Origin of the sequence: Rhizobium sp. BE258 (assembly GCF_031457345.1) — a bacterium.
GTDB lineage: Bacteria > Pseudomonadota > Alphaproteobacteria > Rhizobiales > Rhizobiaceae > Rhizobium.
Window position 1 is genome coordinate 141,654 of sequence record NZ_JAVDWL010000002.1, and the last position, 23,986, is coordinate 165,639.

General features: G+C 62.8%; 25 protein-coding genes. 11 read left to right on the forward strand and 14 right to left on the reverse strand.

The window, feature by feature from the left end; translation table 11 throughout:
• Positions 1–61: 61 nt before the first annotated feature.
• Positions 62–2,347 carry an EAL domain-containing protein gene (locus J2X43_RS05895; protein WP_310291687.1) on the reverse strand — a complete coding sequence of 762 codons (2,286 nt, stop codon included), beginning with the start codon at positions 2,345–2,347 and terminating at the stop codon, positions 62–64.
• 241 nt (positions 2,348–2,588) lie between these two features.
• Between J2X43_RS05895 and J2X43_RS05900 the strand changes: the two genes are divergently transcribed.
• Both J2X43_RS05900 and J2X43_RS05905 read left to right on the forward strand, forming a co-directional pair.
• Positions 2,589–3,914, forward strand: a complete 1,326-nt coding sequence (locus tag J2X43_RS05900; protein ID WP_310291691.1) for a TIGR03808 family TAT-translocated repetitive protein — start codon at positions 2,589–2,591, stop codon at positions 3,912–3,914.
• Positions 3,915–4,011: 97 nt separating this feature from the next.
• The gene (locus J2X43_RS05905; protein ID WP_310291694.1) at positions 4,012–4,671 is read left to right on the forward strand and encodes a glutathione S-transferase family protein; all 660 of its coding nucleotides are present in this window, start codon (positions 4,012–4,014) and stop codon (positions 4,669–4,671) included.
• Here J2X43_RS05905 and J2X43_RS05910 read toward each other — a convergent pair whose 3' ends face one another.
• Positions 4,672–5,568 (reverse strand): LysR substrate-binding domain-containing protein, encoded by an 897-nt coding sequence (locus J2X43_RS05910; RefSeq protein WP_310291697.1) that lies wholly within the window; start codon positions 5,566–5,568, stop codon positions 4,672–4,674. It lies immediately after the preceding gene.
• Positions 5,569–5,660: 92 nt separating this feature from the next.
• On the opposite strand from J2X43_RS05910, the gene J2X43_RS05915 reads away from it, so the two are divergent.
• Both J2X43_RS05915 and J2X43_RS05920 read left to right on the forward strand, forming a co-directional pair.
• Positions 5,661–5,906: a hypothetical protein gene (locus tag J2X43_RS05915; RefSeq protein WP_310291700.1), complete on the forward strand. Its 246-nt coding sequence runs from the start codon at positions 5,661–5,663 to the stop codon at positions 5,904–5,906.
• A 109-nt stretch (positions 5,907–6,015) separates the two neighbouring features.
• A complete protein-coding gene (locus tag J2X43_RS05920) occupies positions 6,016–6,378 on the forward strand; it encodes an MmcQ/YjbR family DNA-binding protein (protein WP_112537222.1) in 363 nt (120 codons plus the stop codon).
• Here J2X43_RS05920 and J2X43_RS05925 read toward each other — a convergent pair.
• Both J2X43_RS05925 and J2X43_RS05930 read right to left on the reverse strand, forming a co-directional pair.
• Positions 6,369–6,989: a glutathione S-transferase family protein gene (locus J2X43_RS05925; RefSeq protein ID WP_310291702.1), complete on the reverse strand. Its 621-nt coding sequence runs from the start codon at positions 6,987–6,989 to the stop codon at positions 6,369–6,371. The two genes, J2X43_RS05920 and J2X43_RS05925, sit on opposite strands and share 10 nt — an antisense overlap.
• Before the next feature lie 121 nt (positions 6,990–7,110).
• Complete coding sequence (locus J2X43_RS05930; RefSeq protein ID WP_310291705.1) at positions 7,111–7,476, reverse strand: DUF4406 domain-containing protein; 366 nt, start codon at positions 7,474–7,476, stop codon at positions 7,111–7,113.
• A gap of 119 nt (positions 7,477–7,595) precedes the next feature.
• Here J2X43_RS05930 and J2X43_RS05935 point away from each other — a divergent pair, with 119 nt between their 5' ends.
• Entirely contained in the window at positions 7,596–8,351 is a 756-nt protein-coding gene (locus J2X43_RS05935) for a DeoR/GlpR family DNA-binding transcription regulator (RefSeq protein ID WP_310291708.1), read from the forward strand.
• Here J2X43_RS05935 and J2X43_RS05940 read toward each other — a convergent pair.
• Both J2X43_RS05940 and J2X43_RS05945 read right to left on the reverse strand, forming a co-directional pair.
• On the reverse strand, positions 8,326–9,075 hold the full coding sequence (locus J2X43_RS05940; RefSeq protein ID WP_310291713.1) for a hypothetical protein: 750 nt from the start codon (positions 9,073–9,075) through the stop codon (positions 8,326–8,328). The genes J2X43_RS05935 and J2X43_RS05940 overlap by 26 nt on opposite strands.
• A 161-nt stretch (positions 9,076–9,236) precedes the next feature.
• Positions 9,237–10,241 (reverse strand): asparaginase, encoded by a 1,005-nt coding sequence (locus J2X43_RS05945; protein ID WP_310291717.1) that lies wholly within the window; start codon positions 10,239–10,241, stop codon positions 9,237–9,239.
• Positions 10,242–10,390: 149 nt separating this feature from the next.
• Here J2X43_RS05945 and J2X43_RS05950 point away from each other — a divergent pair, with 149 nt between their 5' ends.
• Positions 10,391–11,128 carry a DUF3750 domain-containing protein gene (locus J2X43_RS05950; protein WP_310291720.1) on the forward strand — a complete coding sequence of 246 codons (738 nt, stop codon included), beginning with the start codon at positions 10,391–10,393 and terminating at the stop codon, positions 11,126–11,128.
• 12 nt (positions 11,129–11,140) lie between these two features.
• Here the strand turns inward: J2X43_RS05950 and J2X43_RS05955 are convergent, their stop codons facing one another.
• The 3 genes from J2X43_RS05955 to J2X43_RS05965 are packed head-to-tail and all read right to left on the reverse strand — an operon-like array spanning position 11,141 to position 12,796.
• Positions 11,141–11,680 (reverse strand): ester cyclase, encoded by a 540-nt coding sequence (locus tag J2X43_RS05955; protein ID WP_310291723.1) that lies wholly within the window; start codon positions 11,678–11,680, stop codon positions 11,141–11,143.
• Between the two features lie 23 nt (positions 11,681–11,703).
• Positions 11,704–12,078, reverse strand: a complete 375-nt coding sequence (locus tag J2X43_RS05960) for a VOC family protein (protein WP_310291726.1) — start codon at positions 12,076–12,078, stop codon at positions 11,704–11,706.
• A 4-nt stretch (positions 12,079–12,082) separates the two neighbouring features.
• Positions 12,083–12,796, reverse strand: a complete 714-nt coding sequence (locus J2X43_RS05965; RefSeq protein WP_310291730.1) for an SDR family oxidoreductase — start codon at positions 12,794–12,796, stop codon at positions 12,083–12,085.
• Between the two features lie 120 nt (positions 12,797–12,916).
• Here J2X43_RS05965 and J2X43_RS05970 point away from each other — a divergent pair, with 120 nt between their 5' ends.
• Complete coding sequence (locus J2X43_RS05970) at positions 12,917–13,813, forward strand: LysR family transcriptional regulator (RefSeq protein WP_310291735.1); 897 nt, start codon at positions 12,917–12,919, stop codon at positions 13,811–13,813.
• Between the two features lie 111 nt (positions 13,814–13,924).
• Complete coding sequence (locus J2X43_RS05975; protein ID WP_310291737.1) at positions 13,925–15,136, forward strand: MFS transporter; 1,212 nt, start codon at positions 13,925–13,927, stop codon at positions 15,134–15,136.
• Here the strand turns inward: J2X43_RS05975 and J2X43_RS05980 are convergent.
• Positions 15,133–15,750, reverse strand: a complete 618-nt coding sequence (locus J2X43_RS05980; RefSeq protein WP_310291741.1) for a MarR family transcriptional regulator — start codon at positions 15,748–15,750, stop codon at positions 15,133–15,135. The two genes, J2X43_RS05975 and J2X43_RS05980, sit on opposite strands and share 4 nt — an antisense overlap.
• A 107-nt stretch (positions 15,751–15,857) precedes the next feature.
• On the opposite strand from J2X43_RS05980, the gene J2X43_RS05985 reads away from it, so the two are divergent.
• Positions 15,858–17,279 (forward strand): MFS transporter, encoded by a 1,422-nt coding sequence (locus tag J2X43_RS05985; RefSeq protein WP_310291744.1) that lies wholly within the window; start codon positions 15,858–15,860, stop codon positions 17,277–17,279.
• A gap of 218 nt (positions 17,280–17,497) precedes the next feature.
• Here the strand turns inward: J2X43_RS05985 and J2X43_RS05990 are convergent, their stop codons facing one another.
• From J2X43_RS05990 to J2X43_RS06005, 4 genes are all read right to left on the reverse strand, one after another.
• Positions 17,498–18,496: an NAD(P)H-quinone oxidoreductase gene (locus J2X43_RS05990; protein ID WP_310291747.1), complete on the reverse strand. Its 999-nt coding sequence runs from the start codon at positions 18,494–18,496 to the stop codon at positions 17,498–17,500.
• Positions 18,497–18,573: 77 nt separating this feature from the next.
• A complete protein-coding gene (locus J2X43_RS05995; RefSeq protein ID WP_310291750.1) occupies positions 18,574–20,379 on the reverse strand; it encodes an EAL domain-containing protein in 1,806 nt (601 codons plus the stop codon).
• 154 nt (positions 20,380–20,533) lie between these two features.
• On the reverse strand, positions 20,534–20,776 hold the full coding sequence (locus J2X43_RS06000) for a type II toxin-antitoxin system ParD family antitoxin (protein WP_310291753.1): 243 nt from the start codon (positions 20,774–20,776) through the stop codon (positions 20,534–20,536).
• 175 nt (positions 20,777–20,951) lie between these two features.
• A complete protein-coding gene (locus J2X43_RS06005) occupies positions 20,952–21,506 on the reverse strand; it encodes an HdeD family acid-resistance protein (protein WP_310291756.1) in 555 nt (184 codons plus the stop codon).
• Positions 21,507–21,647: 141 nt separating this feature from the next.
• Between J2X43_RS06005 and betI the strand changes: the two genes are divergently transcribed.
• Together betI and betB are read left to right on the forward strand one after the other, a co-directional pair.
• Positions 21,648–22,235 (forward strand): transcriptional regulator BetI, encoded by a 588-nt coding sequence (gene betI, locus J2X43_RS06010; RefSeq protein ID WP_310291760.1) that lies wholly within the window; start codon positions 21,648–21,650, stop codon positions 22,233–22,235.
• 194 nt (positions 22,236–22,429) lie between these two features.
• A complete protein-coding gene (gene betB, locus J2X43_RS06015) occupies positions 22,430–23,893 on the forward strand; it encodes a betaine-aldehyde dehydrogenase (protein WP_310291763.1) in 1,464 nt (487 codons plus the stop codon).
• Positions 23,894–23,986 lie beyond the last annotated feature (93 nt).

Consider the following 23,986-nt stretch of genomic DNA (forward strand, 5'->3'; position numbering starts at 1 on the left):
CTTGAAGATAGCGGGAATGATGCGAAGAGCCAGAGGCAGGCAGAAATTGGCCGGATGCCGCCTATTTCAAGAGCTTCACCACCTCATCGACAGGCAGCGGCTTGGCGAACCTATAGCCCTGTGCTTCCTCGCATTTGGCCCAGCGCAGGAATTCCAGCTGGGCGTCGCTTTCGACACCTTCGGCGACGACCGTGAGCTTCAGGGTCTTGGCGAGCGAGATGACGGCGGAGGCGATGGCGACGGCGGTCTTGTCGGCCGGGAGCGCTTCCACCAGCGAGCGGTCCATCTTCAGGCGATCGAAGGGGAAGGTCTTCAGGGCCGCGAGGCTGGAATAGCCGGAGCCGAAATCGTCGATCGACAGGCGTACGCCCAGCCGGTGCAGGCGCGCCATGATGCCGAGTGCCTTGTCGACATCCTGCATGACGGTGCTCTCCGTCAGTTCGAGCTCCAGCCAGCGCGGATCGAGGCGGTGGCGCTCGAGCGCCTCATGGACATGGCAGGCAAAGTCGGGATCGGCGAACTGCCTGGCCGAAACGTTGACGGCGACGGTGACTGGGTTCAACCCCTGATCCTGCCAGTCGCGGGCCTGGCGACAGGCCTCGTTCAGAACCCAGAGACCAAGCTGGATGATCAGCCCGGTTTCTTCGGCGAGCGGGATGAAATTGCCGGGCGGCACCAAGCCGCGCTGCGGATGCTGCCAGCGCACCAGCGCCTCCAGCCCGGCGGTTCGGCCAGAGGCAACCTCGACCTGCAGCTGATAATGCAGACGCAGCTGATCGCCGACGATCGCCTGACGCAGCTCCTCTTCTTCGCTGAGAGGAATATCGACGGCGTTTTCACCGTCGCCGCTATGATATTGCAGCGTGTTGCGGCCGAGTTCCTTGGCGCGGTACATCGCCTGATCGGCATTGGCGAGCAGCTCTTCCGGCGTGCTGCCGCCTGAGGGAAAGGCTGCGACACCGATGCTGCTGGTGACCAGCAACTCCTCGCCGTCCAGCGATACCGGCCGGGTGATCGCCTTCTGCAGCTCCCGAAGGCGGCGCAGGATACCGGCGTCGTGGCTGGACTGGTGGACGAGCACGACGAGAAATTCATCGCCGCCGAGGCGGACAACCATGTCGGAGGCGCGGACGCAATTGGCCATGCGCGCGGCCAGTTCCTTCAGCACCTCGTCGCCTGCGGCATGGCCGCGGCTGTCGTTGATGTCCTTGAAATTATCGAGGTCGATATAGGCGACGGTGACCTTGCGGTTGTTGCGCCCGGCCTGAAACAGCGTCTTGGCCATGCGCTCCTTCAGGAAGGCACGGTTCGGCAGGCCGGTCAGATCGTCGTGATGGGCCATGAAATAGATGCGTTCGTCGCCGCGCTTGCGCTCGATGGCGATGCCGGCGATGTGGGTAGCGAGCGCCACCATCTCCATCTCGTGAGCGGTCGGCTCACGGACAGTATTCGAATAGAGCGCGAAGGTGCCGAGCACATTGTTCTGCGAGGTCAGAACCGGTGCCGACCAGCATGAACGAAGACCGAATTCGGCGGCCACGCCACGGAAATCCTCCCAGAGCGGATCAATAGTAACATCGGAGACGATGACCGGCTTGCCGCGCCAGGCGGCCGTGCCGCAGGAGCCGACCTTGGGGCCGATCGGGGTGCCGTCGATCAGCCTGCTATAGGCGCCGGGCATGCTGGGTGCAGCACCGTGCAGGAGACGCGTACCATCACGATCGAGAAGCAGGATCGAGCCGGCAATCCCGTCAAGCTCCGCCTCGACCAGCAGCACCAGTGCTTCCAGGATCATTTCCAGCGGCTCGTTACGGGCGATCATTTCCAGGAGCGCCGACTGGCCGCGGCGGAGGTCTTCCTGGCGCTTGCGCTCGGTAATATCACGCGAGACGCCGATCAGGCCGACAACCTCGCCGCGGTCGTTGCGAAGCGGGATCTTCGAAGTCAGGCGGCACATGGGCTTGCCGCCGGCCACGGGAATGATTTCCTCCATGTCCAGTGCCGGGACGCCCGTCGACATGATCTCCTGCTCGACATCGAAGTATTTGCGGGCGAGATCGAAATCGAAGAGATCGAAGTCGCGCTTGCCGGCGATGTCGGCGGCATTGTCGAAATTGTGGCTGCGGGCAACGACGGCATTGGCAAAGACGAAACGGCTGTCGCGATCCTTGACGTAGAGAAAATCGGGAAGTTCGTGGACGATCGCCTTGAGACGCAGGTTCTCGATGCCATCAGAGTGATGGCGGGCGTTGGCGGCCATCATGGTTTCCGTCGCAGCGACCAGCCGCCTCGTCTCTTCTGCCAGCTCGCCGTCAGACTGCCATTGCGTGGCACTCATTTCATTCATGACGACACTCCGGCCGGCCTGGCGCCGGTGCGCTTGAAAAGTGACAATTGAAACTATGGGCAAGCTAACCGGGATTTCCTTCGGCTTGCTTAAATGGAAAGGTGAACGGGCGCCAAATAATTACCCGCAAGAGTTTGGCATCCGGCGCCCCGGTTACTACAGCGCAAGGTTTTTGTGCCAAAAGCAGGCATGCGCCAATGCGCCGATATCTGTTTCAGGGGCAACGCGCGAAAGGTCTGACATGTACAACCGCCGGGCTATACTTGGTCTCTTCGTATCCAGCCTTGCCCTGATTTCCACAAGCCGCGCCTCGGCGGCCAGCAAAGCGCCAGCGCTGCGCGGCGCACTCGACGCTTCAAGCCTGCCGAAGGGCAGCCTGCAGGCGATGATCGACGAGGCGGCGAGAAGCGGCACACCGCTCTACCTGCCGCCCGGCACCTACAAGGCGGCAAACCTGGCGTTGCCCGACGGGACGCGGATAACAGGCGTATCCGGCGCCTCACGCATCCTGCACCGGGGATCGGTGAATTCAGCCGCGGCTGCCACGCGCATCGAACTGTCAGGCATCGTCATCGAGAGCGACGGCGGCACCAGCGGCGAGCTGAACGGCGGGATGGTGCAGCTGACCGGGATCAGCGCGCTCTCGATCGACAATTGCGAATTCCGCGGCGGGGCCAAGCATGGCCTGAGACTGGAAGGCTGCGCCGGGCGGGTTGAGCGCTCGCGCTTTTCCGGCGCCGGGCAGGCAGGCATCTTCGCCGTCAATTCGACGGGGCTGACCATCGACGGCAATACCGTTAGCGATTGCGGCAATGGCGGCATTCTCGTGCACCGATACGACAAGGGCGAGGACAACAGCGTGGTGACGGGCAACCGGATCAGCCGCATCCGCGCCGATGACGGCGGAACCGGCGAGAACGGCAACGGCATCAACGTGTTCCGGGCCGGCGGGGCGATGATCGCCAACAATCATATTTCCGACTGCGCCTTCACCGCGGTCCGCGCCAATTCCGGCGACAACGTGCAGATCAGCAACAACCAGTGCCTGCGCTCCGGCGAAACGGCCATCTATGTCGAATTCGCGTTTCAGGGCGCCGTCGTGTCCGGCAATCTCGTCGATGGCGCGGCGAACGGCATCTCGATCGCCAATTTCAACGAAGGCGGCCGGCTGGTCAGCGTCACCGGCAACGTGGTGCGCAATCTGACGCTCGACGGTCCCTACAAGCCCGACGTCGCTTTCGGCACCGGCATTGCCGCCGAGGCGGATACGGTCATCTCGGGCAACGTCATCGAGGGCGCGCCCTACTGGGCCCTGCAGCTCGGCTGGGGACCATACTTGCGCAATCTGGTGGTCACCGGAAACGTCATCCGGCAATCGGCCGTTGGCTGCGCGGTGTCGGTAGCGGATGGTGCGGGAACGGCGGTGATCGCCGACAACATCTTCGAAGCCATGAAAGACGGGGCTGTGTTCGGTTATGCCTGGGAAAAGAAGGTTTCGGGCGATCTGACGAAATCAGGCGGCAGCGCCTATCCGCATCTGACGGTCGAGCGCAATCGCGTCCTCTGACATCGATCACAAACTTTCATCGATTCATCAGGGGCACCCCCTTCCCGGCGCGCCGGGGCAACCGTAGTTTCGCGGCAGCAAATCAGGGGACATCGACATGCTGAAGATCTACGGCGTTTACCGCTCCCGCGCATCGCGCGTCTATTGGATGGCCGAGGAGCTCGGCATTCCATTCGAATACATCCCGGTGCTGCAGTCCTACATGCTTGCCGACCCGGCAGCGGCGGGCGCACCGCTGAACACGCGCTCGCCAGAATTTCTCGCCATCAATCCGATGGCACTGATCCCGAGCATCAAGGACGGCGATCTTGTCATGCACGAGTCGCTGGCGATCACGGAATATCTCGCCAAGAAGCATGGCGGCCCGCTGGCGCCGAAGACGCTGGAGGAAGATGCGCTGATCAACATGTGGACCATCTGGGCCGCATCCGAGGTCGAGGTGCAAACCTTCCAGCTCGTCAAGACCTATGACAATGCGCTGGAGAAAACCGAAGGCGGCAAGTCGGTGATCGCGGTCGCATCACGCCAGCTGAAGCGGCCGCTCGACGTGCTCGAACTGCATCTTACCGGGCGGGAATGGATTGCGGCTGATCGCTTCACGGCCGCTGACCTCAACGTCGCCGAAGTGCTGCGCTATGCGCAGAGCGAGCAGGCGCTCTTCGATGCGCGCCCGAACATCGACGCCTGGATCAAGCGCTGCCAGTCGCGGCCGGCTTACCTGAAGATGCAGGCCGGGCGCACCAACGAGCCTGTCTGATCAGGCAAACAGCGCCAGTGTTTCCCGCATTTCAGAGCGGATCCAATCCTTGAAGGCGCGAACCTTTTTCGGTTCGCGCGTTCCTTCCGCAGTGATGAAATAGTGGCCGAAGCCGGTCCTGGCGCGGATGCCGAACGGGGCGACCAGCTGCCCGGCCTGCAGCGAATAGCCCGCCAGCGTCTGCCAGGCGAGCATGACGCCCTGCCCGGCCATGGCGGCATCGAGGCAGAGCGAGGCGTCGTTGAAGACATGGCGCGTCGTCAGTGTCGAGCCCGAGAGACCCGCTTCACGCATCCAGACTTCCCAGGTGAACATCGCCTTGCCGTCGATGATGGCCGGAACCTCCAGGATATCGCGCGGGTCGCGAAGGCCTTCGGCGATCCGTGGCGCGCAGACGGGAAACACCTCCTGCTCCAGCAGCAATTCGGCCCTGACGCCGGGCCACTGGCCATTGCCGACGCGGATACCGAGATCGACATCCGAGGCCGCCGGATTGACGAGCTTGGTCGTGGCGTCGATCCGCAGGTTGATATCGGGGAACTGCTCGGCAAAGCGATCGATGCGGTAGACCAGCCATCGCGCAGCAAAGACCGGCGCCACCGAAATGGTCAGCGTCGTTTCGTCCGTCTTCTGCGCCATCGACACGGCTTCGGAGAGGCGCGACAGCCCTTCGCTCAGCGCCGCCAGCACCGGCGCACCGGCCTCTGTCACTACCATGCCCTTCGGCGTGCGCTCGAAGATCAACTGATCCAGCTGCGCCTCGGCCTTGATCACCTGCTGGCTGACGGCACCAACGGAGACACCGAGCTCATCGGCCGCCGACTGCAGCGAGCCGAGACGGCCAACTGCCTCCAGCGCGCGCAGGCCATTCAGATGAACGGAATTCAGGTTTCTCATATAGTTTTTCTATAGCGAACTGCGGGTAAACTCAATTGAAATGAGGACAGATGGGGTTGATACTCGGGGCATAACTTCTACCGGATCTCAACATGAGCAGCGCCTCCCAAGCATGCTATCGTGAGAAGCCGGCAATAGAGAAAGTGAGGCAAGCCATGTCATTGCTGAAGTTTTTCTGGAGCGACAGAGACTCCAAGCACGAACGGGAGATCAACGAGCCGGCCGCCGATCGCGCGATTGCCGCGATGTCTCAGCGCGAACTCGCCGATCTCCCGTCAACCTTCCCGGCGCCGCAGCCGACACGCTACGAGCTGCCACGGCTTTCAAGGTGTGCGTGAGTTTTGGCTGCAGTTGTGGCATTAGGAAGGGAGGAGCGTGTGCGCCCATCTAGCGCTTCAGGCAATCTGACAGGCTCCGTGCACGGTGACCCGCGGATAGGGAGCAGCCATGACGGCCGACACAATGGACAGTCTCTTTAACCGCCTGATCCGGCTTGCGGCCGAAGCGGGATTGCCGGGCGTGGAAGAAAGCACGTCCTTTGGCAACCCTGCCCTCAAGGTCGCGGGCAAGGCCTTCGTTTCGGTGAAGAACAACGAGACGCTCGTGCTGTCGATAGCCATTCCCGACAAGGAGCACCTGATCGAGATGGCGCCGGAGATCTATTTCCAGACGGACCATTACAAGGGATGGCCGTCGCTGCCGGTACGCGCCGCCAATATCGGCGACGGCGAATTGCGGCAGCGGCTGATCAATGCCTGGCTGTTCCGGGCACCGAAGAGGCTCGCGGCCACCTTTAGCCGTCAGGCCTGATCGGCAGCCAGCGCCGCCCTGACCGCCGGACGCTCCAGCATCCGCGCATGATGAGCGGAGACCTTGGGGAACCGCGCCATGTCCACACCGTCGCCGGGCAGCCACCTGGCCATGGTGAAGAGATAGGGATCGGCCACGCTATATTGCCCGCCCATCACCCAGGGGCCTTCGAGCATCTTGTCTTCGATCATCTGGAAGCTCTCGGCCATGGTCTGCGGCACCTTGGCGGCCATGGCCGCAATGGCGGCGGGATCATCGGCCCAGCGGCTGCCGCGGCGGCTATGCGCGTGGTTTATGTGCACGGTCGAGGCGATATAGCTGTTGAAAGCCTGCAGGCGGGCAAATTCGAAGGGATCGTCAACAGGCGCAAGCTTCGCCTGCGGCGCGATCTGGGCGATGTAGACGAGAATGGCGACGGTTTCGGTCAGCACGCCGCGATCGGTGACCAGTGCCGGAACCCGGCCCTTCGGATTGATCTTCAGGTACTCAGGCGCGCGCTGCTCGCTGTCCTTGAGGCTGAGCTTTCTCGGCTCATAGGCAAGGCCCGCTTCTTCCAGCGCAATCAGCGTTGCCAGCGCGCAGGTACTCTGGCCGAAATAGAATGTCAGCATTGTGATCTCCCTTTTGGGGAGATGATATATCGCGGCGGCGCGGGGGCAGCCATGGGGAAATTGGACGCATTTGAAATGCGCCCTCACCCCATCCTTGTCGCTGGGATGAGGGGCAAGCGGGTCACGCCGCCGCAGCGCAGCCCGGCACATCCTCGAGCCGGTACCAGACGGGAATGCCCCGCTCCCGGGCAATCCGTACGTCGTTATCGGCGCCCTTGGATGCACCGGGAAGGCGCAGCACGCCCTCGCAAAGCTCAAGCAGGCGATGGGCGACGGGATAGAAGATTTCCTCGTGCAGCGCATCGCCGATCGTCTTGCCGCCCGCAGCATGCCAGACCGGCAGCGCCACCCATTCGCCGATCATCGGGACATGGCCCGCCTTGAACAGGGCATAGGACGGCGCTTCCAATGCCTTCAGGTTCGCCGCCATTTTCACCGGGTCGTCACCCGTTCCCGACCGGTAGGGACCGGCAATCAAAATCAACATGACCAAACTCCACAACTCCCGGCGTCATGCACGGGATTTCACGATAATGCGCGAAATTGCTTGCATGTCGAGTCATATTGGGCATTATCACGGAGTTTCGTAAATTTTCGTGCAGGACAATGCTGACCACACAACGCAAATCCCTGATCCTCGATATCCTGCGCCGGGACGGCCAGGTGATTGCCAAGCGCGTTGCCGAGGAGTTCTCGCTGTCCGAGGACACGATCCGCCGTGACCTCAGGGAGATGGCGGGCGAAGGATTGCTGAGGCGGGTGCATGGCGGAGCGCTACCGGTTTCGCCCGATCTGCCTGATCTTTCAGCCCGGCGCGCCGTTGCTTCGGAGACCAAGCAGCGGCTCGGCGCCAGGGCCGCGGCGATGGTGAAGGCCGGACAGATGATCTTTCTCGATGGCGGCACGACGACGGCGGAGATCGCCAGGCGGCTGCCGCGCGACATCGCCTTCACGGTCGCGACCCACAGCCCGACGATCGCCGCCGAGCTGGAGCATCACCCGACGGCCGAGGTCATCCTCACCGGCGGGCGGCTTTACAAGCATTCGATGGTGGCAACGGGAGCAGCCGCGATGAGTGCGATCGCGCAACTCAGGCCCGACGTCTTCTTTCTCGGGGTCACCGCCGCCCATCCCGTGCACGGACTGTCGACCGGCGATTTCGAGGAGGCGGCGATCAAGCGGCATATCGCCCGCTGTTCGGTGGAGACCTATGTGATGCTGACGGAAGACAAGCTCGACCGCGCCTCGCCCTGCCCTGTGCTCGGCATCGGCGACGTCTCCGGAATGGTCATCCCCGAAGGGATCGGCGAGGAGCGGCTGGCGCCCTACCGCGCGCTCAACGGCGCGATCCTCGAAGCGTGAACGGCTCCAGCAGGCGCTCGCGCAGGACCGCCGCATCCTGCGGCAGCAGCGTCGCGCCAAGCCCGGCAGCGAACATCGCCAGCACCGCGTAGGCAGGGACCATGCTGCCGGTGCCGAGATCGAGCACCGCTTCCAGCGGCGCCTGCAGCCCGGCGAGCGTCTCAGCGAGCCAGGGCATGCCAATCAGGCGGGCGGGCGTGGCGCCGAAGCCCGATGTTCCGGCGAAAGCAGTCAGCGTGCCATAGGCGACGCAGAACCAGAGAAGCCCGCGCAGCCACCGCCATTCGCCGAACGGAACGGTGCGCCCCTCCTCGAAGGGGATCGCCAGATAGGCGCAGAGCACATTGATGAACAGGAAGGCGGCAGGCAGGCTTTCTGCCACCATTTCCGGCCGCAGCTGGCCAGTCCAGCCGGCAGCAAGGATTCCGGGAAAGGCCGTCGAGGCATAGAACCAAACGAGTGCCGCTGCGGCCCAACCCCATCCGCAGCGCAGATAGCGCAGCCGTCCCACGGTGCAGATCACCATGATCAGGCTCGCCAGGCCCATGCCGGCAGGTTTCATGGCGCCCGACATGCTGACGACGATCGGCCCGCAGGAGCCGGCGACTTCAGCGCAACCGGAGACGGCGACGACGATCCAGGTGACGTAATCGAAGCACATGGAGAAGAACAGGAAGATCGCCACGGCGATCAGCATCCACCAGATATAGCGGCCTGCAAACATATCCTGCCCTCAAGGCATCGAGATCGAAACCCCACGTTTCGAAAGCCGCGCCATTGTAGGACAAATCCCGGCGGCCGCACGCGCCGTCGCCGGAATTGGTTTAATCCATATTAGTATTTGCTGTTTTTTGCAGGACTGATGTGCCGCAACGGCACGGATCGTCAGGCGAACGCAGCCGTTGCGCGCACCTCGCCCACCGCTGCGCCATTGCGATTGTGGATCGGCCGGGTGGCAATCGCCATCAAGGCCGCGTGCGTTTCGCCGCCCTTCTCGAAAAAGCGGGCGAGCGTGGCGGCGACCATGGCTTCGGCGGCGCGCGTTGTGCCGTCCTCGCATTTCAGCGCGACAGCAATTCCCTGCTCCGGAAGCGTGGCGCAGAAGACGCCCTCGGCGCCGGTCTTGGCGAAAATCTTGCCAGGGGCGATCTGCATCAGCGCCGTGCAGGTGCCGCCGGTCCCGGAGACATAGAAGGGCTCGGCCATGCAGGCCTCCGTCAACCGCTTCGAGGCCTTGGCGCGGATCGGCTCGAGACCATTGCCCGTCGTCATCTTTGCGAAACCATGGGCAAGCCGCTTCAGCGGCACGGCATAGGTCGGGATGGCGCAGCCGTCGATGCCGCAATTGTCATGGGCGAGCACGGCGCCCGTCAGGCTTTCCATTGTGCCGCGGATTTGTTGCTGCAGCGGATGATCGTAGCCGACATAGCCCTTCAGCTCTATGCCCTGATGAACACAGGTGCAGACGAAGCCGGAATGCTTGCCGGAGCAATTGTTGTGCAGCGGGTTTGGCCTGTCGAGCGTGCGGGCCTGATGGATCAGCGTATCCTGATTGGACGACCAGTGTGTGCCGCATTCGAGCACGCTTTCATCGCGTCCGGCGCGCGCCAGCATAGAGGCCGCCAGCGCCACATGCGCATCCTCGCCGTAATGCGAGGCGCAGGACAGCGACAGCTCCTTGTCGCCAAACCCAAAGGCATCGGCCGCACCGCTTTCGACCAGTGGCAGCGCCTGCATCGCCTTGCAGGCCGAACGCGGGAAAACGGCGGCATCCGCATCACCCAGCGAAAACACCACCTTGCCATCGCCATCGACCGCTACGACCATGCCGCGATGACGGCTTTCGACGAGCGAACCACGGGTGACTTCGACGGTGACGGGATTGGACATGGGGGATATTCCGGGTGGTTGACAGGGATGCTGAAGGCATAGCGCCGTCCGCCGATAAAGCAACGCCTTTCAGCCCGCCGTTAGGCGCAATTGCGCCATCATGATCGGGAATATCGTCCTATCGTTGCTGTTCGGGGGCTTTGGCGACTATGCGGTTTTTGAAGCGGCTGTTTCTGGCGATACTCGTCATCTACCTGCTTCCGGCGCTGGCTTCGGCCGGATGGTGGGCGCTGAAGGAGCGGCCGAAGAGCTGGCGGGAGGCGAAGTGGACGTCATCGGGCGTGCTGCCCAAACCGGATGCCGATGGCGAGGCAGCGATCTACGTCCTTTCGGCAGCGACCGGCGGGATGAAGGGTGCTGTGGCCAGCCATTCGTGGATCGTCACGAAGGGAACCGGCGACACGGCCTATAACCGCTACGACAAGGTCGGCTGGGGCTCGCCGATCCGCCGCAACAACTATCAGCCGGATGCCTACTGGTATTCCAACACGCCTCATATCGTGCAGGCGCTGAAGGGACCGGAAGCGGCAGCGCTGATCCCGGCGGTCGAGGCGGCGATCCAGTCCTACCCCTTCGCCGCGACCGGCGATTACCGGATCTATCCGGGCCCGAACTCCAACAGCTTCGTCGCCCACGTGCTTCGAGCCGTGCCGCAACTCGGCACCGTGCTGCCACCCGATGCCGTCGGCCGGGATTTCCTGACCGACGGGCGCTTCTTCGAGATAGACCCTGACGGACGCGACATGCATGCGACGCTCTATGGCCTCATCGGCTTTGCCGCTGGCGTGCGCAGCGGCTTCGAGGTGCATTTCATGGGACTGGTGGCGGGCGTCGATATCGCCAATCCGGGGGTTAAGGTTCCGGCGTTCGGACGGGTTGGGATCTGAGGCCGTCTCGTCTCACTTCATCGATACGATGCCTAACTGTTTCAGAAGCGCCAGATTGTCCTCGATATGCCAGTTGTCGGTGACCTTGCCCTTGGTGACTTTCAACAGATCGGTAGCGATGAACTCGATGGCCTGCCCGGAGCCCTTGGTTGTGCCGAATGCGCCGGTGAAATGGCCGCGGAAGATCATGTGTACGGTGACGTAGTCGCCAGCGATGATCATCTTGCGGACCTCGACCGAAAGGTCGGGAACGGCAGCTCGGAAATTTTTGGACGCGAAGGCTGGCCCTTCAGGACCTTGCGGCCTGCCTTCCGGCAAGGTGTGATCGGTGAAGGCGGGTGCGATCGCCTGCTTGAGATCGGCCTCGTCGCCGGTGTTCCAGAAAGCATAGAAATGCCGGGCGGCAGCTTCCGTGCTCTTTTCGGCATGCCCCGGTTTCGGCGAATGCACGATCTCGTCGATCTTCAGCGGCGCGGATGCGCTTGCCGGGAAAGCCACCGATGTTGCGATGGCAATGGCGGCAAGGCCGGCCTTGAGGGTTGCAGTGATCATCGTCTTGTTCCCTTTTCTATCGCTCAATTGATCTTGGCGTCTTCGCGGAAGACGAGTTCGAGGAGGATGCCGCCGGGCGTGCGGACGAAAAGGCGCCGCTCGCCAAGCGCGGGTAGGTCCATGGTGGAATAGGGTGTCACGGCATCGTCAAGCTTCTTGCGGAACACCTGATAGCCTTGGAGGCGGAACCCGACATGATCGATGGTCTCCGCATCCCTGCCAACGGTAGCGCCAGCGCCGGGAATGAGATGAACGACAGGTTCGCCTTCGTCATAAAGCCAGTAGCCCGGGAAACCGAAGTCCGGACGGGCGCCAACCGTCAATCCAAGAAGATCCTCAAGAAAGACCTTTGTGCCTTCCAGATCCGCAGTGCGCAGCGTGACGTGATCGATCAGCATGGCATCACCCGATCGCGCCGCCGCCATCGACACGCACGGTCGAACCGGTGGCAAAAGGCGTCATCATCAGGAACAGCACCGCATTGGCGATATCGGATGGCTGCCCGATCGTCTTTGCGGGCAGATTGCCGGCAATGCGCTCGAACATGGCATTTCGGTTTGCCTCGTCCATCTTCGACCAGAGCGGCGTATCGATGACACCCGGCGAGACGGCATTGACCCGGACGGGCGACAATTCAAGCGCAAGACCGCGGGCCAGCGATTCAAGCGCGGCGTTGATGGCGCCCTGCAGGACCGAGGATGCCGAAGGGCGTTCGCTCAGGAAGCCGGAGATGAAGGTCAGCGATCCGCGTTCGGCGAACTGCGCGGCCCTGGCGATGCGGTAGGCGCCCCAGAACTTGCTTTCCATGGCGCGCTTCGCATCGTCGAGCGAGAGCTTGCGCACGGGCCCCGATGGGGTCTGCGCTGCGGAAATGACGATATGATCCCATGCGCCGCCTGCCGCGAGGAAGGCCTCGACGCTGCCGGCGTCGCCGGTATCGAGAACCGCCGTCGCCACGCCGCCTCCGATCAAACGCGCTGCTTCGGCAAGCTTGTCTGCGGAACGTGAAGCGATGGTGACTGCGGCGCCTGCGGCAGCAGCCTGCTCTGCGACGGCAAGACCGATGCCGGAGCTACCGCCTACGACGAGAACGCGCTGTTTTTCCAGGGATGTCATCTGTTGCTCTCCTCATGCGGCAACACCGTGCCGCGGTTTCGATGGAGGGACTGTAGCCCGGTCTCGCTGTTGTCAGAATGGATATTGTTGTCGATAGTCTCTTGCGATATCAGCAATAATATGAGCGACAATTTTCTCGACATGCTGGTCTTTGTGCGGGTCGTGCAGGCGAAGAGCCTCTCCGGCGCGGCCCGCGAGCTTAGTTTTTCGCTGACGGTTGTCAGCCGGAAACTCTCGCGGCTTGAAGAGCGGCTCGGTGTGCGGCTGGTCAACAGGACGACCCGCTCGCTGGCTTTGACCGAAGAAGGCGCGCGCTTCTACGAGCGTTGCGTCCAGATCCTGGCCGAGATCGACGATGCCGAGACCGAGGCTTCGAGCGGAAGCGACAGGGCGAGCGGGGTCTTGAAGGTCACCTCGACCTTTGCTTTCGGTTGCCGGTGGCTGGCGCCGATCCTTTGGGACTTCCAGCAGGCCCATCCAGACCTGCATGTGCATCTGGACACCAATGACGGCGTCGAGAATATCGTCGATGCCGGATACGATCTCGCCATCCGTTTCGGATCGCTCTCCGACTCCAGCCTGATCGCCCGCCAGATCGCGCCCAATCGGCGCGTCATCTGCGCGGCGCCGGCCTATCTCGACCGCCGGGGACGGCCGCAGACGGTCGACGATCTTCCCGGCCACGACATCGTCGCCTTCGGAGAGCCGCCGAACACCCATTGGGCTTTTGCCGACGGCCGCAGCGCCAATGTCACCAGCAGTCTCACGACCAACAACGGCGAGCTTGCCCACCGCTGGGCGCTTTCCGGCGCGGGACTGGTGCTGAAATCGATATGGGATGTCCGCGACGACATCGATAGCGGCAGGCTTGAGGTGGTGCTGCCCGAGGCACGGCTTGCCGCCGCGCCGATCCATGCGGTCTTCCCCCATAGCCGTCTCGCCGCCGCCAAGGTCAGGCTCTGCATAGACTATCTCTCGGTGACGCTGCGCAAGGCATTCCGGGCCGAGACGCAGTAGGCGGATCACGCCAGTTCGCAGCCCATCACACGAATTGACACCGGTATCACAAACAATCGTTTTTCGATGGCAGCAGGCAGGATTAGAGGTAGCGCATCAGGAATCACAGTCATGCCCTCTGCCTTCTCCGTCATCCTCCGCGAACCAAAAATCCGCATTCCGGCCGTCACGCTGGTGGCGCTCGCCTTCACCTATGCCTCGACGCTGCCTTATCAGTCGATCATCGGCATCAACGAGCTCGGGATGAGCGACGGCGCCTACTCGGCGCTGGTGTTCTTCTCGGCGCTGGCCAATGTGGCGACCAGCCTGACGCTGGGGATATGGTCGGACCGGATGGCAGACCGGCGGCCGCTGGTGCTGGCGTTATCTGTCTGCGGCATGATCGGCTTCGGCTCGGTCTTCGTCTTTCATACCGCGCCGGTGTTCATTCTCTGCGTGCTGCTGCTCATCCCGGCGAGCAACTCGACCTATTCGATCCTGTTTGCCAGCATTCGTGCGACGACCAACAGGATGGATCGCGGGCTGGCGGGATCGATCTCCTCGACGGTGCGGGCGCTCTATTCGGGATCCTGGGCGCTGGCGCCGGGGGTGATCGGGCTTTATCTGGCGACCGCGCAGTCGATGACGCCGGCCTATGGGATTGCCGGGGCGGCAAGCCTCACCTGCTTCTGCCTGTATTTCTTCTTTGCCGGGAAGACGCCGAAATCGTCGGGGCCGCTTGCCGATGCGCCGGGTTTCTTGCCATCGCTGAAACGGATCGCCCAGCCCTATATCCTCAAGCGCATCATCGCCATGTCGCTGCTGCTCGGCTTGCAGCGGCTGAACACCATGCTGTCGCCGCTGATCATCACCCATCCGGCCGGCGGCACGGTGGTCGATGTCGGCTTCATGGCGGGGCTGGTCGCCTTCCTCGAAATGCCGTTCATGATGATGTGGGGCGCGCTGCAGAAGCGCTTCCGCAATGTCCATATCCTGGCCGCGGGCAGCCTGATCTACTGTCTCTACCTGACGCTGGCAGGCTTCGCCTCGGCGCCGTGGCATATCTATTCGCTGGTGCTGATCAATGCCTGCGGGGCAGCCGCGATCCTCAGCGTGCCGATCACCTATCTGCAGGACCTGATCGCCGACCGGCCGGGGCTCGGCAGCTCGCTGATCTCGGTCAGCGTCTTCATCAGCAATGGTGTTGCCGCAACGATCTTCGCCATCGGCACGACGCTGACGGATTATTCGGGAACGGCGCAGATCGCCGCCCTTGCCGGTCTCGGGGCGATCGCCTTCCTGCTGGTGCTGGAAAGCGGCAAGCGGCAGCTGAGCCCAGCCTAGACCGATATCCGGTAGGCACAGCGGCGGGCGCCGAGCAGGATATGTTCGGAGCGCTCGACCTTGGCGCCAAGCACGCTGCGGAAAGTTTCGATCTCCGAGCGGCAGAAGCCGGCGCAGACAGCGGCGGCAGCGCAGATCGGGCAGTGGTTTTCGACGAGCATGAAGGAGCCGTCCTCCTCCTGCCAGCTATCGGCCATGTAGCCCTCGCGGCTTCTGATGGCGGCGAGCTCGCTGACGCGATCGGCAAGCGCCGGAGCCGAGACATCATGCCGGTAGCGGGCGAGCGTCTCTGTTTCGCGGGCCGAGATGACGGCATCGAGCGCGCCGGGGCCGAGCTCAGCGGTGATTATTCCGAGCAGGCCGGCGGTGAGTTCGGCATGGCCATCCGGGAAGGTCTGATGGCCGGCGGCGGTGAGCTGCCAGAGCTGTTTCGGGCGGCCGCGGCCGGAAGACGGTTCGCTCACCGGCTCGGTGAGCCCTTCCTCGGCAAGCTTGGTCAGCTGCTGGCGGGCGGCCTCCGCGGTGATGCCGAGATGGTCGCCGACATCGGTGCCGAGCTGCGGGCCTTCGGTCTTGAGCAGAAGCAGGATACGGTTGGCAGGCGATTGGCGCATTTATTTTTCCAAGTCCACGCTTGTTTTAATAACACAAGCATGCAATTTTCCAACTTATAAATTGGAAAATAATCTTCCGCCAGAGAAAACACATCAAGGCATACAGCATGACCAGCATAGATCAGGGCGCCGCGCCCAAATCCTCCGTCCTCCAGCTTTTCACCCCTCGCCTGCTTCCGGCCACGCTGATGCTCGGCGGCGGGGTGACGCTTTATGCGGTCGAGAGTTACATCATGGCGACGATCGCGCCGTCGATCGTGCGCGATATCGGCGGGCTGCCGTTGCTCTCCTGGGTGACGACGCTCTATGTCGCGGCGGCCGTCCTCGGATCGATCTCGGTGGCGATGCGGCCGCGCGGCATGGGGCTCAGGATTGCCTATGTGTTCGGCGCCGTGCTGTTCGGCGCGGGCAGCCTCGTCTGCGCCGCCGCACCGGTGATGGAAGTCGTGCTCGTGGGACGGACGATCCAGGGCTATGGCGCCGGGATTCTGGCAGCGCTTGCCTATGCCTTCGTGCGCTTTGCCTTTCCCGAGCCGCTCTGGCCCAAGGCTTCGACGCTTTATGCGGCGATCTGGGGTGTCGCGACGCTGCTTGGTCCGAGCGCCGGGGGATTGTTCGCCGATGGCAGCAACTGGCGGCATGCCTTTATCGTCCTGGTGCCGCTCGGCGTGCTGATGGCCGTGCTGGCGCCGTGGCTCCTGCCGAAGGCCACAGATGATCGTGCCGAGGGACGCATACCCTTCGTGCAGATCGGCCTTCTGATCGGCGCCGTGCTCCTTGTCAGCATTGCCGGAACGCTCGAGCACACAGGCGGCAAGGCAGTGCTCGTTGCGCTTGCGGTCATCGCCATCGCGCTGGTGCTCGTCGTCGAGCGGCAGGGGCGGACACGGCTGCTGCCCACCGGCGCGGTCACACTCGGCAAGCCGGTAGCGCGCGTCTATCTCACGATGTTCACGCTGCTGATCGTGCTGACCAGCGACATCTACATCCCCTATTTCCTGCAGGCGCTGCATGGCGTGACGCCGCTGATCTCCGGCTATCTGACGGCGCTGGTGGCGCTCGGCTGGACCTTTGCCGCCTTCTTCAGCGGCAATCTCAAGGGTCCGGCTGCCATCAAGGCGATCATCGCCGGATGCGTGATCGAGGCACTCTCGACGGCAGCCCTGGCGCTGCTTCTCGCCCGCGAAAACCAGACGGCCGAGATCCTGATCCTCGCGCCGGCTGCCTTCGCGATGCTGATGATGGGCTTCGGCGTCGGTCTTGGCTGGGCGCATCTGGTCACCAAGGTGCTGCAGCTGGTGCAGAATTCCGAACAGGACAAGGCGTCCGCGGCAATCTCCACCGTGCAGTCGCTCGGCAGCGCCTTCGGCGCGGCCATCGCCGGCGTGATCGCCAACAGCACTGGGCTGGTTCACCCCGGTGGGATCGCAGGCGATATTGCGGCGGCGCATTGGCTGTATGCGGCGATGGCTTTGCCGGGGATTGTGACGGTGATCACGGCGCTGTCGTTGCGGGACAAGGCGGCCTGAGCCTCTCGCGGCCATCCTCGGCTGAGTAGCTGCCATTGTCGTAGGGCGTCGTTGGATCCTCGGGACAAGCCCGAGGATAACGGCCAGATGATATCGTCTTCGCCTGCAACGAGAGCCCAACCCAACTTCGTCATCCTCGGGCTTGTCCCGAGGATTTAACGAACCCTACGTCAGCCGGTGCAGATGCAGGCCCGAGCATGACACGAGTCGGGTGACACTCAGACCTTCAGCATGATCTTGCCGATGTGAGAACTCGTCTCCATCAGTCGATGCGCCTCGACGACATCGTCGAACGAGAAAACCTTGTCGATCACCGGCGAAACGGTGCCGGCTTCAAGCAGCGGCCAGACCTGGGAGAGGAGATCGTCGCGGATGGCGCGTTTTTCTTCGGCGGTGCGCGGGCGCATGGTCGAGCCGGTGACCGTCAGGCGCTTGACCATGATGGGTGCCAGGTTGACCTTTTCGGCCACCGCGCCGCCGAGGAAAGCGATGATCGACAGGCAGCCGTCTTTCGCCAGTGAGGCGATGTTCTTCTCGAAATAGGCGGCGCCGATCATGTCGAGGACGATATCGACGCCCTCGCCCGCGGTTTCCGCCTTGATGACTTCGGCAAAATCCTCGGTCTTGTAGTTGATCGCCCTTGTGGCTCCGAGCCTGACGCAGGCGTCGCATTTATCGGCCGAACCGGCGGTCGCGTAAACGGTGGCGCCGAAGGCTTTGGCGAGCTGGATCGCCGTCGTGCCGATGCCGCTTGAGCCGCCGTGGATGAGCACGCTCTCGCCTTCGGTCAGGCCCGCCATCTGGAAGAGATTGGCCCAGACGGTGAAAAAGGCTTCCGGCAGGGCGGCGGCCTTGGCGGCGTCGTAGCCCTTGGGGAACGGCAGTGTCTGGCCTGCGGGCAGCAGGCAATATTCGGCATAGGCACCGCCATTGGCGAGGCCGCAGACCTTGTCGCCGACGGTGTAGCCGGTGACACCGGGGCCGATGGCGGCGACTTCGCCTGCAAGCTCGAGGCCGAGGATCGGGCTGGCGCCCTTCGGCGCCGGATAGGTGCCCTGGCGCTGCGCCACGTCAGGGCGGTTGACGCCGATGGCCTGCGTCTTCACCAGGATTTGCCCCTCGCCCGGAACCGGCAGCGGACCGCTGGCGATCTTCATTGCCTCAGGGGCGCCGAAGCTCGGCAGATCGACGTAACGCATGGTCGGCGGCAGGGGCATATCCGGTCTCCTCATTCCGAAAGCACAGGAGATAATTCAGCCCTGCCGCCTTGGAAAGGCGGGAAGTGGCAATGGCGTCAATTCGCCTCGCCCAGAAGGTGGAAGACGAGACCGTCGGCGCTTTCCTTGGCGGCGGCCTTCACATGGGCGATCTCGGTGCCGACACGGTTGATGTCGTCGATGACCAGCCCGTCCGACAGTTCGAGAACCCCGATCGAGCAGCGCATCAGCGGGAACAGCGCTTCGGCACCCGAGCGGTCGTGGCCGCGAATGCTGCCCTTGGCGCGGTCCTGATCCGAATAGAGGGCCAGCACGTCCTCATGGAAATCGCTGATCAGCCGGTCGAGGATTTCGCTGAGCTCGGCCTGCGTCCAGCCGACGACGCCGATGAAGAAATCGTCGCCGCCGACATGACCGAGGAAGTGGCGCTCGGCGAAGAAGTAGCGGCGCATCAAAGCGGCAAACAGCGAGATCGCGTGGTCGCCGAGATGGAAGCCATAGGCATCGTTGAACGGCTTGAAATTGTCGAAGTCGCAATAGCAGAAATGCCTGACGCCATCGCCGTCGCGGCCGGACTGGCGCATGAAATCGCGGATCGCATGATTGCCCGGCAGGCCGGTCAGCGGGTTCTGGTCCTGGGCGATCTTCAGCTGCTTCTCGTTGATCACCTTGATCAGTGCGGCGGCGGAGACAACACCGGCATAGCGCATGTTGTCGGTCAGGATCAGGCAGTTGCTGCCTTCCATATTGGCGAAGATCGCCATCAGCCGCTCGGCATCGCTGTCGAGGCTGACGATCGGGGCGATCTCGACGAATTGCGAGATGGTGCGCTCGTACATCTTGTTCTTCAAGAGATCGCGCCCGAACGGGTGGTAGATATACTGCTTCAGATGATGTTCGTGGATGATGCCGCGCGGCTCGCCATTGGCGTTCAGCACCGGGAAAAAACCCTGGCGCGGATTGCGGCGGAAGAGTTCGAACACCGTATCGATGCTGTCGTTTTCGAACACCGTCGGCAGCATCTCGACCTGCTTGCGGATCAGGATTTCGTCGAGCGACTGGGTGTTGCGCTTGTTCTGGCCGAGTTCCTGCAGATGCGGGAAGGCCGGAACGAGCTCGGAAATATGCGTGGTCGGGCGGGCGATGAACCAGCCCTGGACGAGATCGACGCCATATTCGCGGCAAGCCAGAAATTCGGCTTCGGTCTCGATACCCTCGGCGATGACGCGGGTGCCGAGAACATGGGCGATGTTGACGATGTTCTTCAGGAGATGGCGCTTGCGCGGCTTGCTGTCGATATCGGCGACGAAATGCCGGTCGATCTTCAGGTAGTCGACGGCATAGTCGCAGAGCAGCTTCATCTCGCCGTGGCCGACGCCGAAATCGTCGATCGCCAGCTTGAAGCCGGTGCGGCGCAGCTTGGACACCAGCGCCTCGAATTCCGGCACGCTGGTGTTGTCGAAACGCTCGGAAAACTCGAAGCAGACGGAGGACGGCGGCAGGTTTGCAGCCTTCAGCTGCTGCAGCAGGTTTTCGATCAGCCGGTCGCCATGCGGGATCAGGCGGACATCGAGATTGAGGAAGAGCGTCGAGGTGGCGTAGTTGCCGAGGGTGGCGAACTTGGCAAGCGCACGGCTGGCGACCATCTGTTCCAGCGGCAGAAGCTGGTTGGCGCGAAAGGCTTCGTCGAGGATTTCAATCGGGGAATCGAAGCCGATCCGCTCCTGCCCGCGCATGAGGGATTCATAGCCGAATACCGTTCCGGTTCCGGCCTCTACGATCGGCTGGAAGGCGTTTTCTACGACAAGCTTTGCAAGCGTCACGATCTGATCGCTGGCATAGCGACGAACGACGCCGGGCGCGACGGCGGCAGTCAAAGACATGCCAATCTCCACTGTGAAGTCTTCTTTTTCACAGCGAAGATGGGGGAGAAGGGTCAACGAACCCTTTCCCCAATGTGAAAGTTTTGTGAAAGCTGCGGGCACCTGTGGCGCCCGCCCCACAATTCAGATTCTTCTTATTTTATCAACTACTTGACTAAGCCGTGCGGCGGCGGACCGCTTCATGATCGGCGAACATGTCGGCCACGCAGCGGCCGCTGCGGGCATGGCTTTCGCCAGCGAGAACTTCGTCCTTGTATTCGCCGAGCTTGCGGGCGGCGTCCCAGAGGCGGAGCGCCTCACGGACCACTTCGCTGCTCGATGCATAACCGCCGCTATCGACGGCATCACGGATGCCTGCTGCCTGTACCGGTGATATGGAAACTGTGACCATCGGCATGAAATTCCTCCCTTCGTTTTGCCGGGCAGAACCTGCCCAACGGGGGACGCATGACCATTCTTGGCATTCTTTCCGGCTGTCCAATCGCCGCTGCCTTGGTATGCGTTAATTTTAGACCTGCGCCATATGCTTGTCAAAAAAAGAAATAATCCGTGATCGGGCCTGTGGATTACGGTCATAAACTCCGCCGCAACGCCAGGCCGAAAGCGAGCATGGTGGAGCCCTGCAGCAAAAGGTCGGCGGCGAGGAAAAGCCCGAGGATCCAGAGGCTGTTGACCGGCCAGCCGAGGGCGATGACGAAGCCGGCCAGCGCGGTGACGACACCGCTGGCGACGATCCAGCCCCAGCCCTTCACCGGCTTCATGCGGCGGCCGATGAAGACGCGGAAAACCCCGGCAATGATGAGGGCGACGGCGAGAAACAGCGTCAGCGCCGCCGATGCCAGGATCGGGTTGATGAAGGCGAAGACGCCGGCCAGCACATAGAGAAGGCCGCTCAGTATCCAGAAGAGAATGTGATCCCAGCCCCGCACCTGAAAGGCATGGGCGAGATAGACGATGCCGCCTGCCAGCATCAGCATGCCGACATAGTAGACCGAGGCGACGGTGGCGACAAACAGGTTTGCGAAGGCGATGACGCCGCAGATCATCAGCAGGACGCCGAGCCCGGCGAACCACATCCATTTCGGCTGCAGGGACGAAGACGGAATTCCGTTTGCGACACTTGCCATGGCACACCTCCTGTTCCGGTTGATATGCTGCAGAATTGCAATCCGGAAAGGGCTGAGTTTCGAGGCGGGAGCACGAAAGATTTTTATTGATTGGTCAGTCAATCAAAAATAAGGTGCTGCCAATCTGGAAAGATGGACATCATGCCGAAGGTCGGAATGGAACCCGTGCGCCGCAAGGCGCTTGTCGATGCCGCGCTGCGCGTGATCGGGGATCACGGCTCGCTGACCGTCACCATGTCCGAAATCGCCCGGCAGGCCGGTGTGTCCCCCGCCCTTGCCCATCACTATTTCGGCAGCAAGGAACAGCTGCTGATCGAGACCGTCCGCTCGCTTCTACGCCAGTTGCGCAACGACGCGGTGACAGCGCTGAAGGCGGCCGCTACGCCACGCGAAAAACTCTCCGCCGTCATCCGTGTCAGCTTCCAGGCCGATCAGTTCGCGCCGGAGACGATTGCCGCCTGGCTGGCCTTCTATGCCGAGGCGCAGAGTTCGGAGGAGACGCGCCGGTTCCTCGTCATCTATGCCCGGCGGCTGCGCTCCAACCTGCTCGCCAACCTGAAGCCCCTCTGCCCTGCCGATGCCGCAGAACGCATCGCCGAAGGCGCTGCGGCGATGATCGACGGGCTCTATATCCGCCAAAGTCTGAGATCGGCACCGATCAGTATCGAGGCTTCGATCGGGCTGACGGAGGATTATGTGACGATGCAACTGAAGGGGATGGAGCGATGACAGCACTCAATATCTCCCTCATTCCTGTGCTCGTCACAGGAATGCAGTGCGCCCAAGTCCTTGGGCGCGGAAGAACCAATTCAGACGCAGGAAAGTCTCTCACGGCGCGGACGCGCCGTGGCTGGATTCCTGTGACAAGCACAGGAATGAGGGCATCTTGTTCCCCGTGCCGCCAACCGTACAAAGGATAGACCATGAAAGCCCAGCCGAAAGCATCGCATTTCATCGACGGCGAATATGTCGAGGATGACGCGGGCAGCGTGATCGAGAGCATCTATCCGGCGACCGGCGAAGTGATCGCCCGGCTGCATGCTGCAACGCCTGCGATCGTCGAGAGGGCAATCGCCGCGGCCAAGCGCGCCCAACCTGAATGGGCAGCGATGAGTCCGACGGCGCGCGGCCGTATCCTGAAGCGGGCGGCCGAGATCATGCGCGAGCGCAACCGCGAGCTCTCCGAACTCGAGACGCTCGACACCGGCAAGCCGATCCAGGAAACCATCGTTGCCGACCCGACCTCGGGCGCCGACAGCTTCGAGTTCTTCGGCGGCATTGCGGCGACGGCGCTGAACGGCTCCTATATCCCGCTCGGCGGCGACTTCGCCTATACCAAGCGCGTGCCGCTCGGCGTCTGCGTCGGCATCGGCGCCTGGAACTATCCGCAGCAGATCGCCTGCTGGAAGGGCGCGCCGGCGCTGATCGCCGGTAACGCGATGGTCTTCAAGCCATCGGAGAACACCCCGCTCGGCGCGCTGAAGATCGCCGAAATCCTGCTGGAAGCCGGGCTTCCAAAAGGGCTCTACAACGTCATCCAGGGTGACCGCGACACCGGTCCGCTGCTGGTCAATCACCCTGACGTCGCCAAGGTTTCGCTGACGGGCTCGGTGCCGACGGGCCGCAAGGTCGCGGCATCGGCGGCCAGCCATTTGAAGCATGTGACGATGGAGCTCGGCGGCAAATCGCCGATCATCGTCTTCGACGACGCCGATATCGACAGCGCCATCGGCGGCGCCATGCTCGGCAATTTCTATTCGACCGGCCAGGTCTGCTCGAACGGCACGCGCGTCTTCGTGCATAAGAAGATCAAGGGCGAATTCCTGGCGCGGCTGAAGAGCCGCACCGAGGCGATCGTGATCGGCGACCCGATGGATGAAGCCACGCAATTCGGACCGATGGTCTCTTGGGCACAGCGCGAGAAGGTGCTCGACTATATCGAGAAGGGCAAGGCCGAGGGTGCGACGCTGCTCAGCGGCGGCGGCATTCCGAACAACGTCTCCGGCGAAGGCTATTACGTGCAGCCGACCGTGTTTGCCGATGTCACTGACGGCATGACGATCGCCCGCGAGGAGATCTTCGGACCTGTGATGTGCGTGCTCGATTTCGACGACGAGGCCGAGGTACTCGCCCGCGCCAACGCCACCGAGTTCGGCCTCTCCGGCGGCGTGTTCACCGCTGACATGACCCGCGCCCATCGCGTCGTCGACCAGCTGGAAGCCGGCACATTGTGGATCAACACCTACAACCTCTGCCCGGTCGAAATCCCCTTCGGCGGCTCCAAGCAATCCGGCTTCGGCCGCGAGAACTCGGCAGCGGCGCTGGAGCACTATTCCGAACTGAAGACCGTCTATGTCGGCATGGGGCCGGTGCAGGCGCCTTATTGAGACACTAACCGCCAGCCCCTGAGCAAGTTCACCCCCTCTGGCCTGCCGGCCATCTCCCCTCAAGGGGGGAGATCGGCAAGTGGCTGGCTTCCC

Coding starts and splice junctions, on each gene's coding strand:
- J2X43_RS05985 (WP_310291744.1), top strand. CDS start 15,858: ATGACCAGCATAGATCAGGGCGCCGCGCCCAAATCCTCCGTCCTCCAG.
- J2X43_RS05900 (WP_310291691.1), top strand. CDS start 2,589: ATGTACAACCGCCGGGCTATACTTGGTCTCTTCGTATCCAGCCTTGCC.
- J2X43_RS05915 (WP_310291700.1), top strand. CDS start 5,661: ATGAGCAGCGCCTCCCAAGCATGCTATCGTGAGAAGCCGGCAATAGAG.
- J2X43_RS05950 (WP_310291720.1), top strand. CDS start 10,391: ATGCGGTTTTTGAAGCGGCTGTTTCTGGCGATACTCGTCATCTACCTG.
- J2X43_RS05990 (WP_310291747.1), bottom strand. CDS start 18,496: ATGCCCCTGCCGCCGACCATGCGTTACGTCGATCTGCCGAGCTTCGGC.
- J2X43_RS06000 (WP_310291753.1), bottom strand. CDS start 20,776: ATGCCGATGGTCACAGTTTCCATATCACCGGTACAGGCAGCAGGCATC.
- J2X43_RS05920 (WP_112537222.1), top strand. CDS start 6,016: ATGACGGCCGACACAATGGACAGTCTCTTTAACCGCCTGATCCGGCTT.
- J2X43_RS05995 (WP_310291750.1), bottom strand. CDS start 20,379: ATGTCTTTGACTGCCGCCGTCGCGCCCGGCGTCGTTCGTCGCTATGCC.
- J2X43_RS05895 (WP_310291687.1), bottom strand. CDS start 2,347: ATGAATGAAATGAGTGCCACGCAATGGCAGTCTGACGGCGAGCTGGCA.
- J2X43_RS05935 (WP_310291708.1), top strand. CDS start 7,596: ATGCTGACCACACAACGCAAATCCCTGATCCTCGATATCCTGCGCCGG.
- betB (WP_310291763.1), top strand. CDS start 22,430: ATGAAAGCCCAGCCGAAAGCATCGCATTTCATCGACGGCGAATATGTC.
- J2X43_RS05910 (WP_310291697.1), bottom strand. CDS start 5,568: ATGAGAAACCTGAATTCCGTTCATCTGAATGGCCTGCGCGCGCTGGAG.
- J2X43_RS05980 (WP_310291741.1), bottom strand. CDS start 15,750: ATGCGCCAATCGCCTGCCAACCGTATCCTGCTTCTGCTCAAGACCGAA.
- J2X43_RS05970 (WP_310291735.1), top strand. CDS start 12,917: ATGAGCGACAATTTTCTCGACATGCTGGTCTTTGTGCGGGTCGTGCAG.
- J2X43_RS05940 (WP_310291713.1), bottom strand. CDS start 9,075: ATGTTTGCAGGCCGCTATATCTGGTGGATGCTGATCGCCGTGGCGATC.
- J2X43_RS05905 (WP_310291694.1), top strand. CDS start 4,012: ATGCTGAAGATCTACGGCGTTTACCGCTCCCGCGCATCGCGCGTCTAT.
- J2X43_RS05960 (WP_310291726.1), bottom strand. CDS start 12,078: ATGCTGATCGATCACGTCACGCTGCGCACTGCGGATCTGGAAGGCACA.
- J2X43_RS06005 (WP_310291756.1), bottom strand. CDS start 21,506: ATGGCAAGTGTCGCAAACGGAATTCCGTCTTCGTCCCTGCAGCCGAAA.
- betI (WP_310291760.1), top strand. CDS start 21,648: ATGCCGAAGGTCGGAATGGAACCCGTGCGCCGCAAGGCGCTTGTCGAT.
- J2X43_RS05930 (WP_310291705.1), bottom strand. CDS start 7,476: ATGTTGATTTTGATTGCCGGTCCCTACCGGTCGGGAACGGGTGACGAC.
- J2X43_RS05955 (WP_310291723.1), bottom strand. CDS start 11,680: ATGATCACTGCAACCCTCAAGGCCGGCCTTGCCGCCATTGCCATCGCA.
- J2X43_RS05925 (WP_310291702.1), bottom strand. CDS start 6,989: ATGCTGACATTCTATTTCGGCCAGAGTACCTGCGCGCTGGCAACGCTG.
- J2X43_RS05945 (WP_310291717.1), bottom strand. CDS start 10,241: ATGTCCAATCCCGTCACCGTCGAAGTCACCCGTGGTTCGCTCGTCGAA.
- J2X43_RS05975 (WP_310291737.1), top strand. CDS start 13,925: ATGCCCTCTGCCTTCTCCGTCATCCTCCGCGAACCAAAAATCCGCATT.
- J2X43_RS05965 (WP_310291730.1), bottom strand. CDS start 12,796: ATGACATCCCTGGAAAAACAGCGCGTTCTCGTCGTAGGCGGTAGCTCC.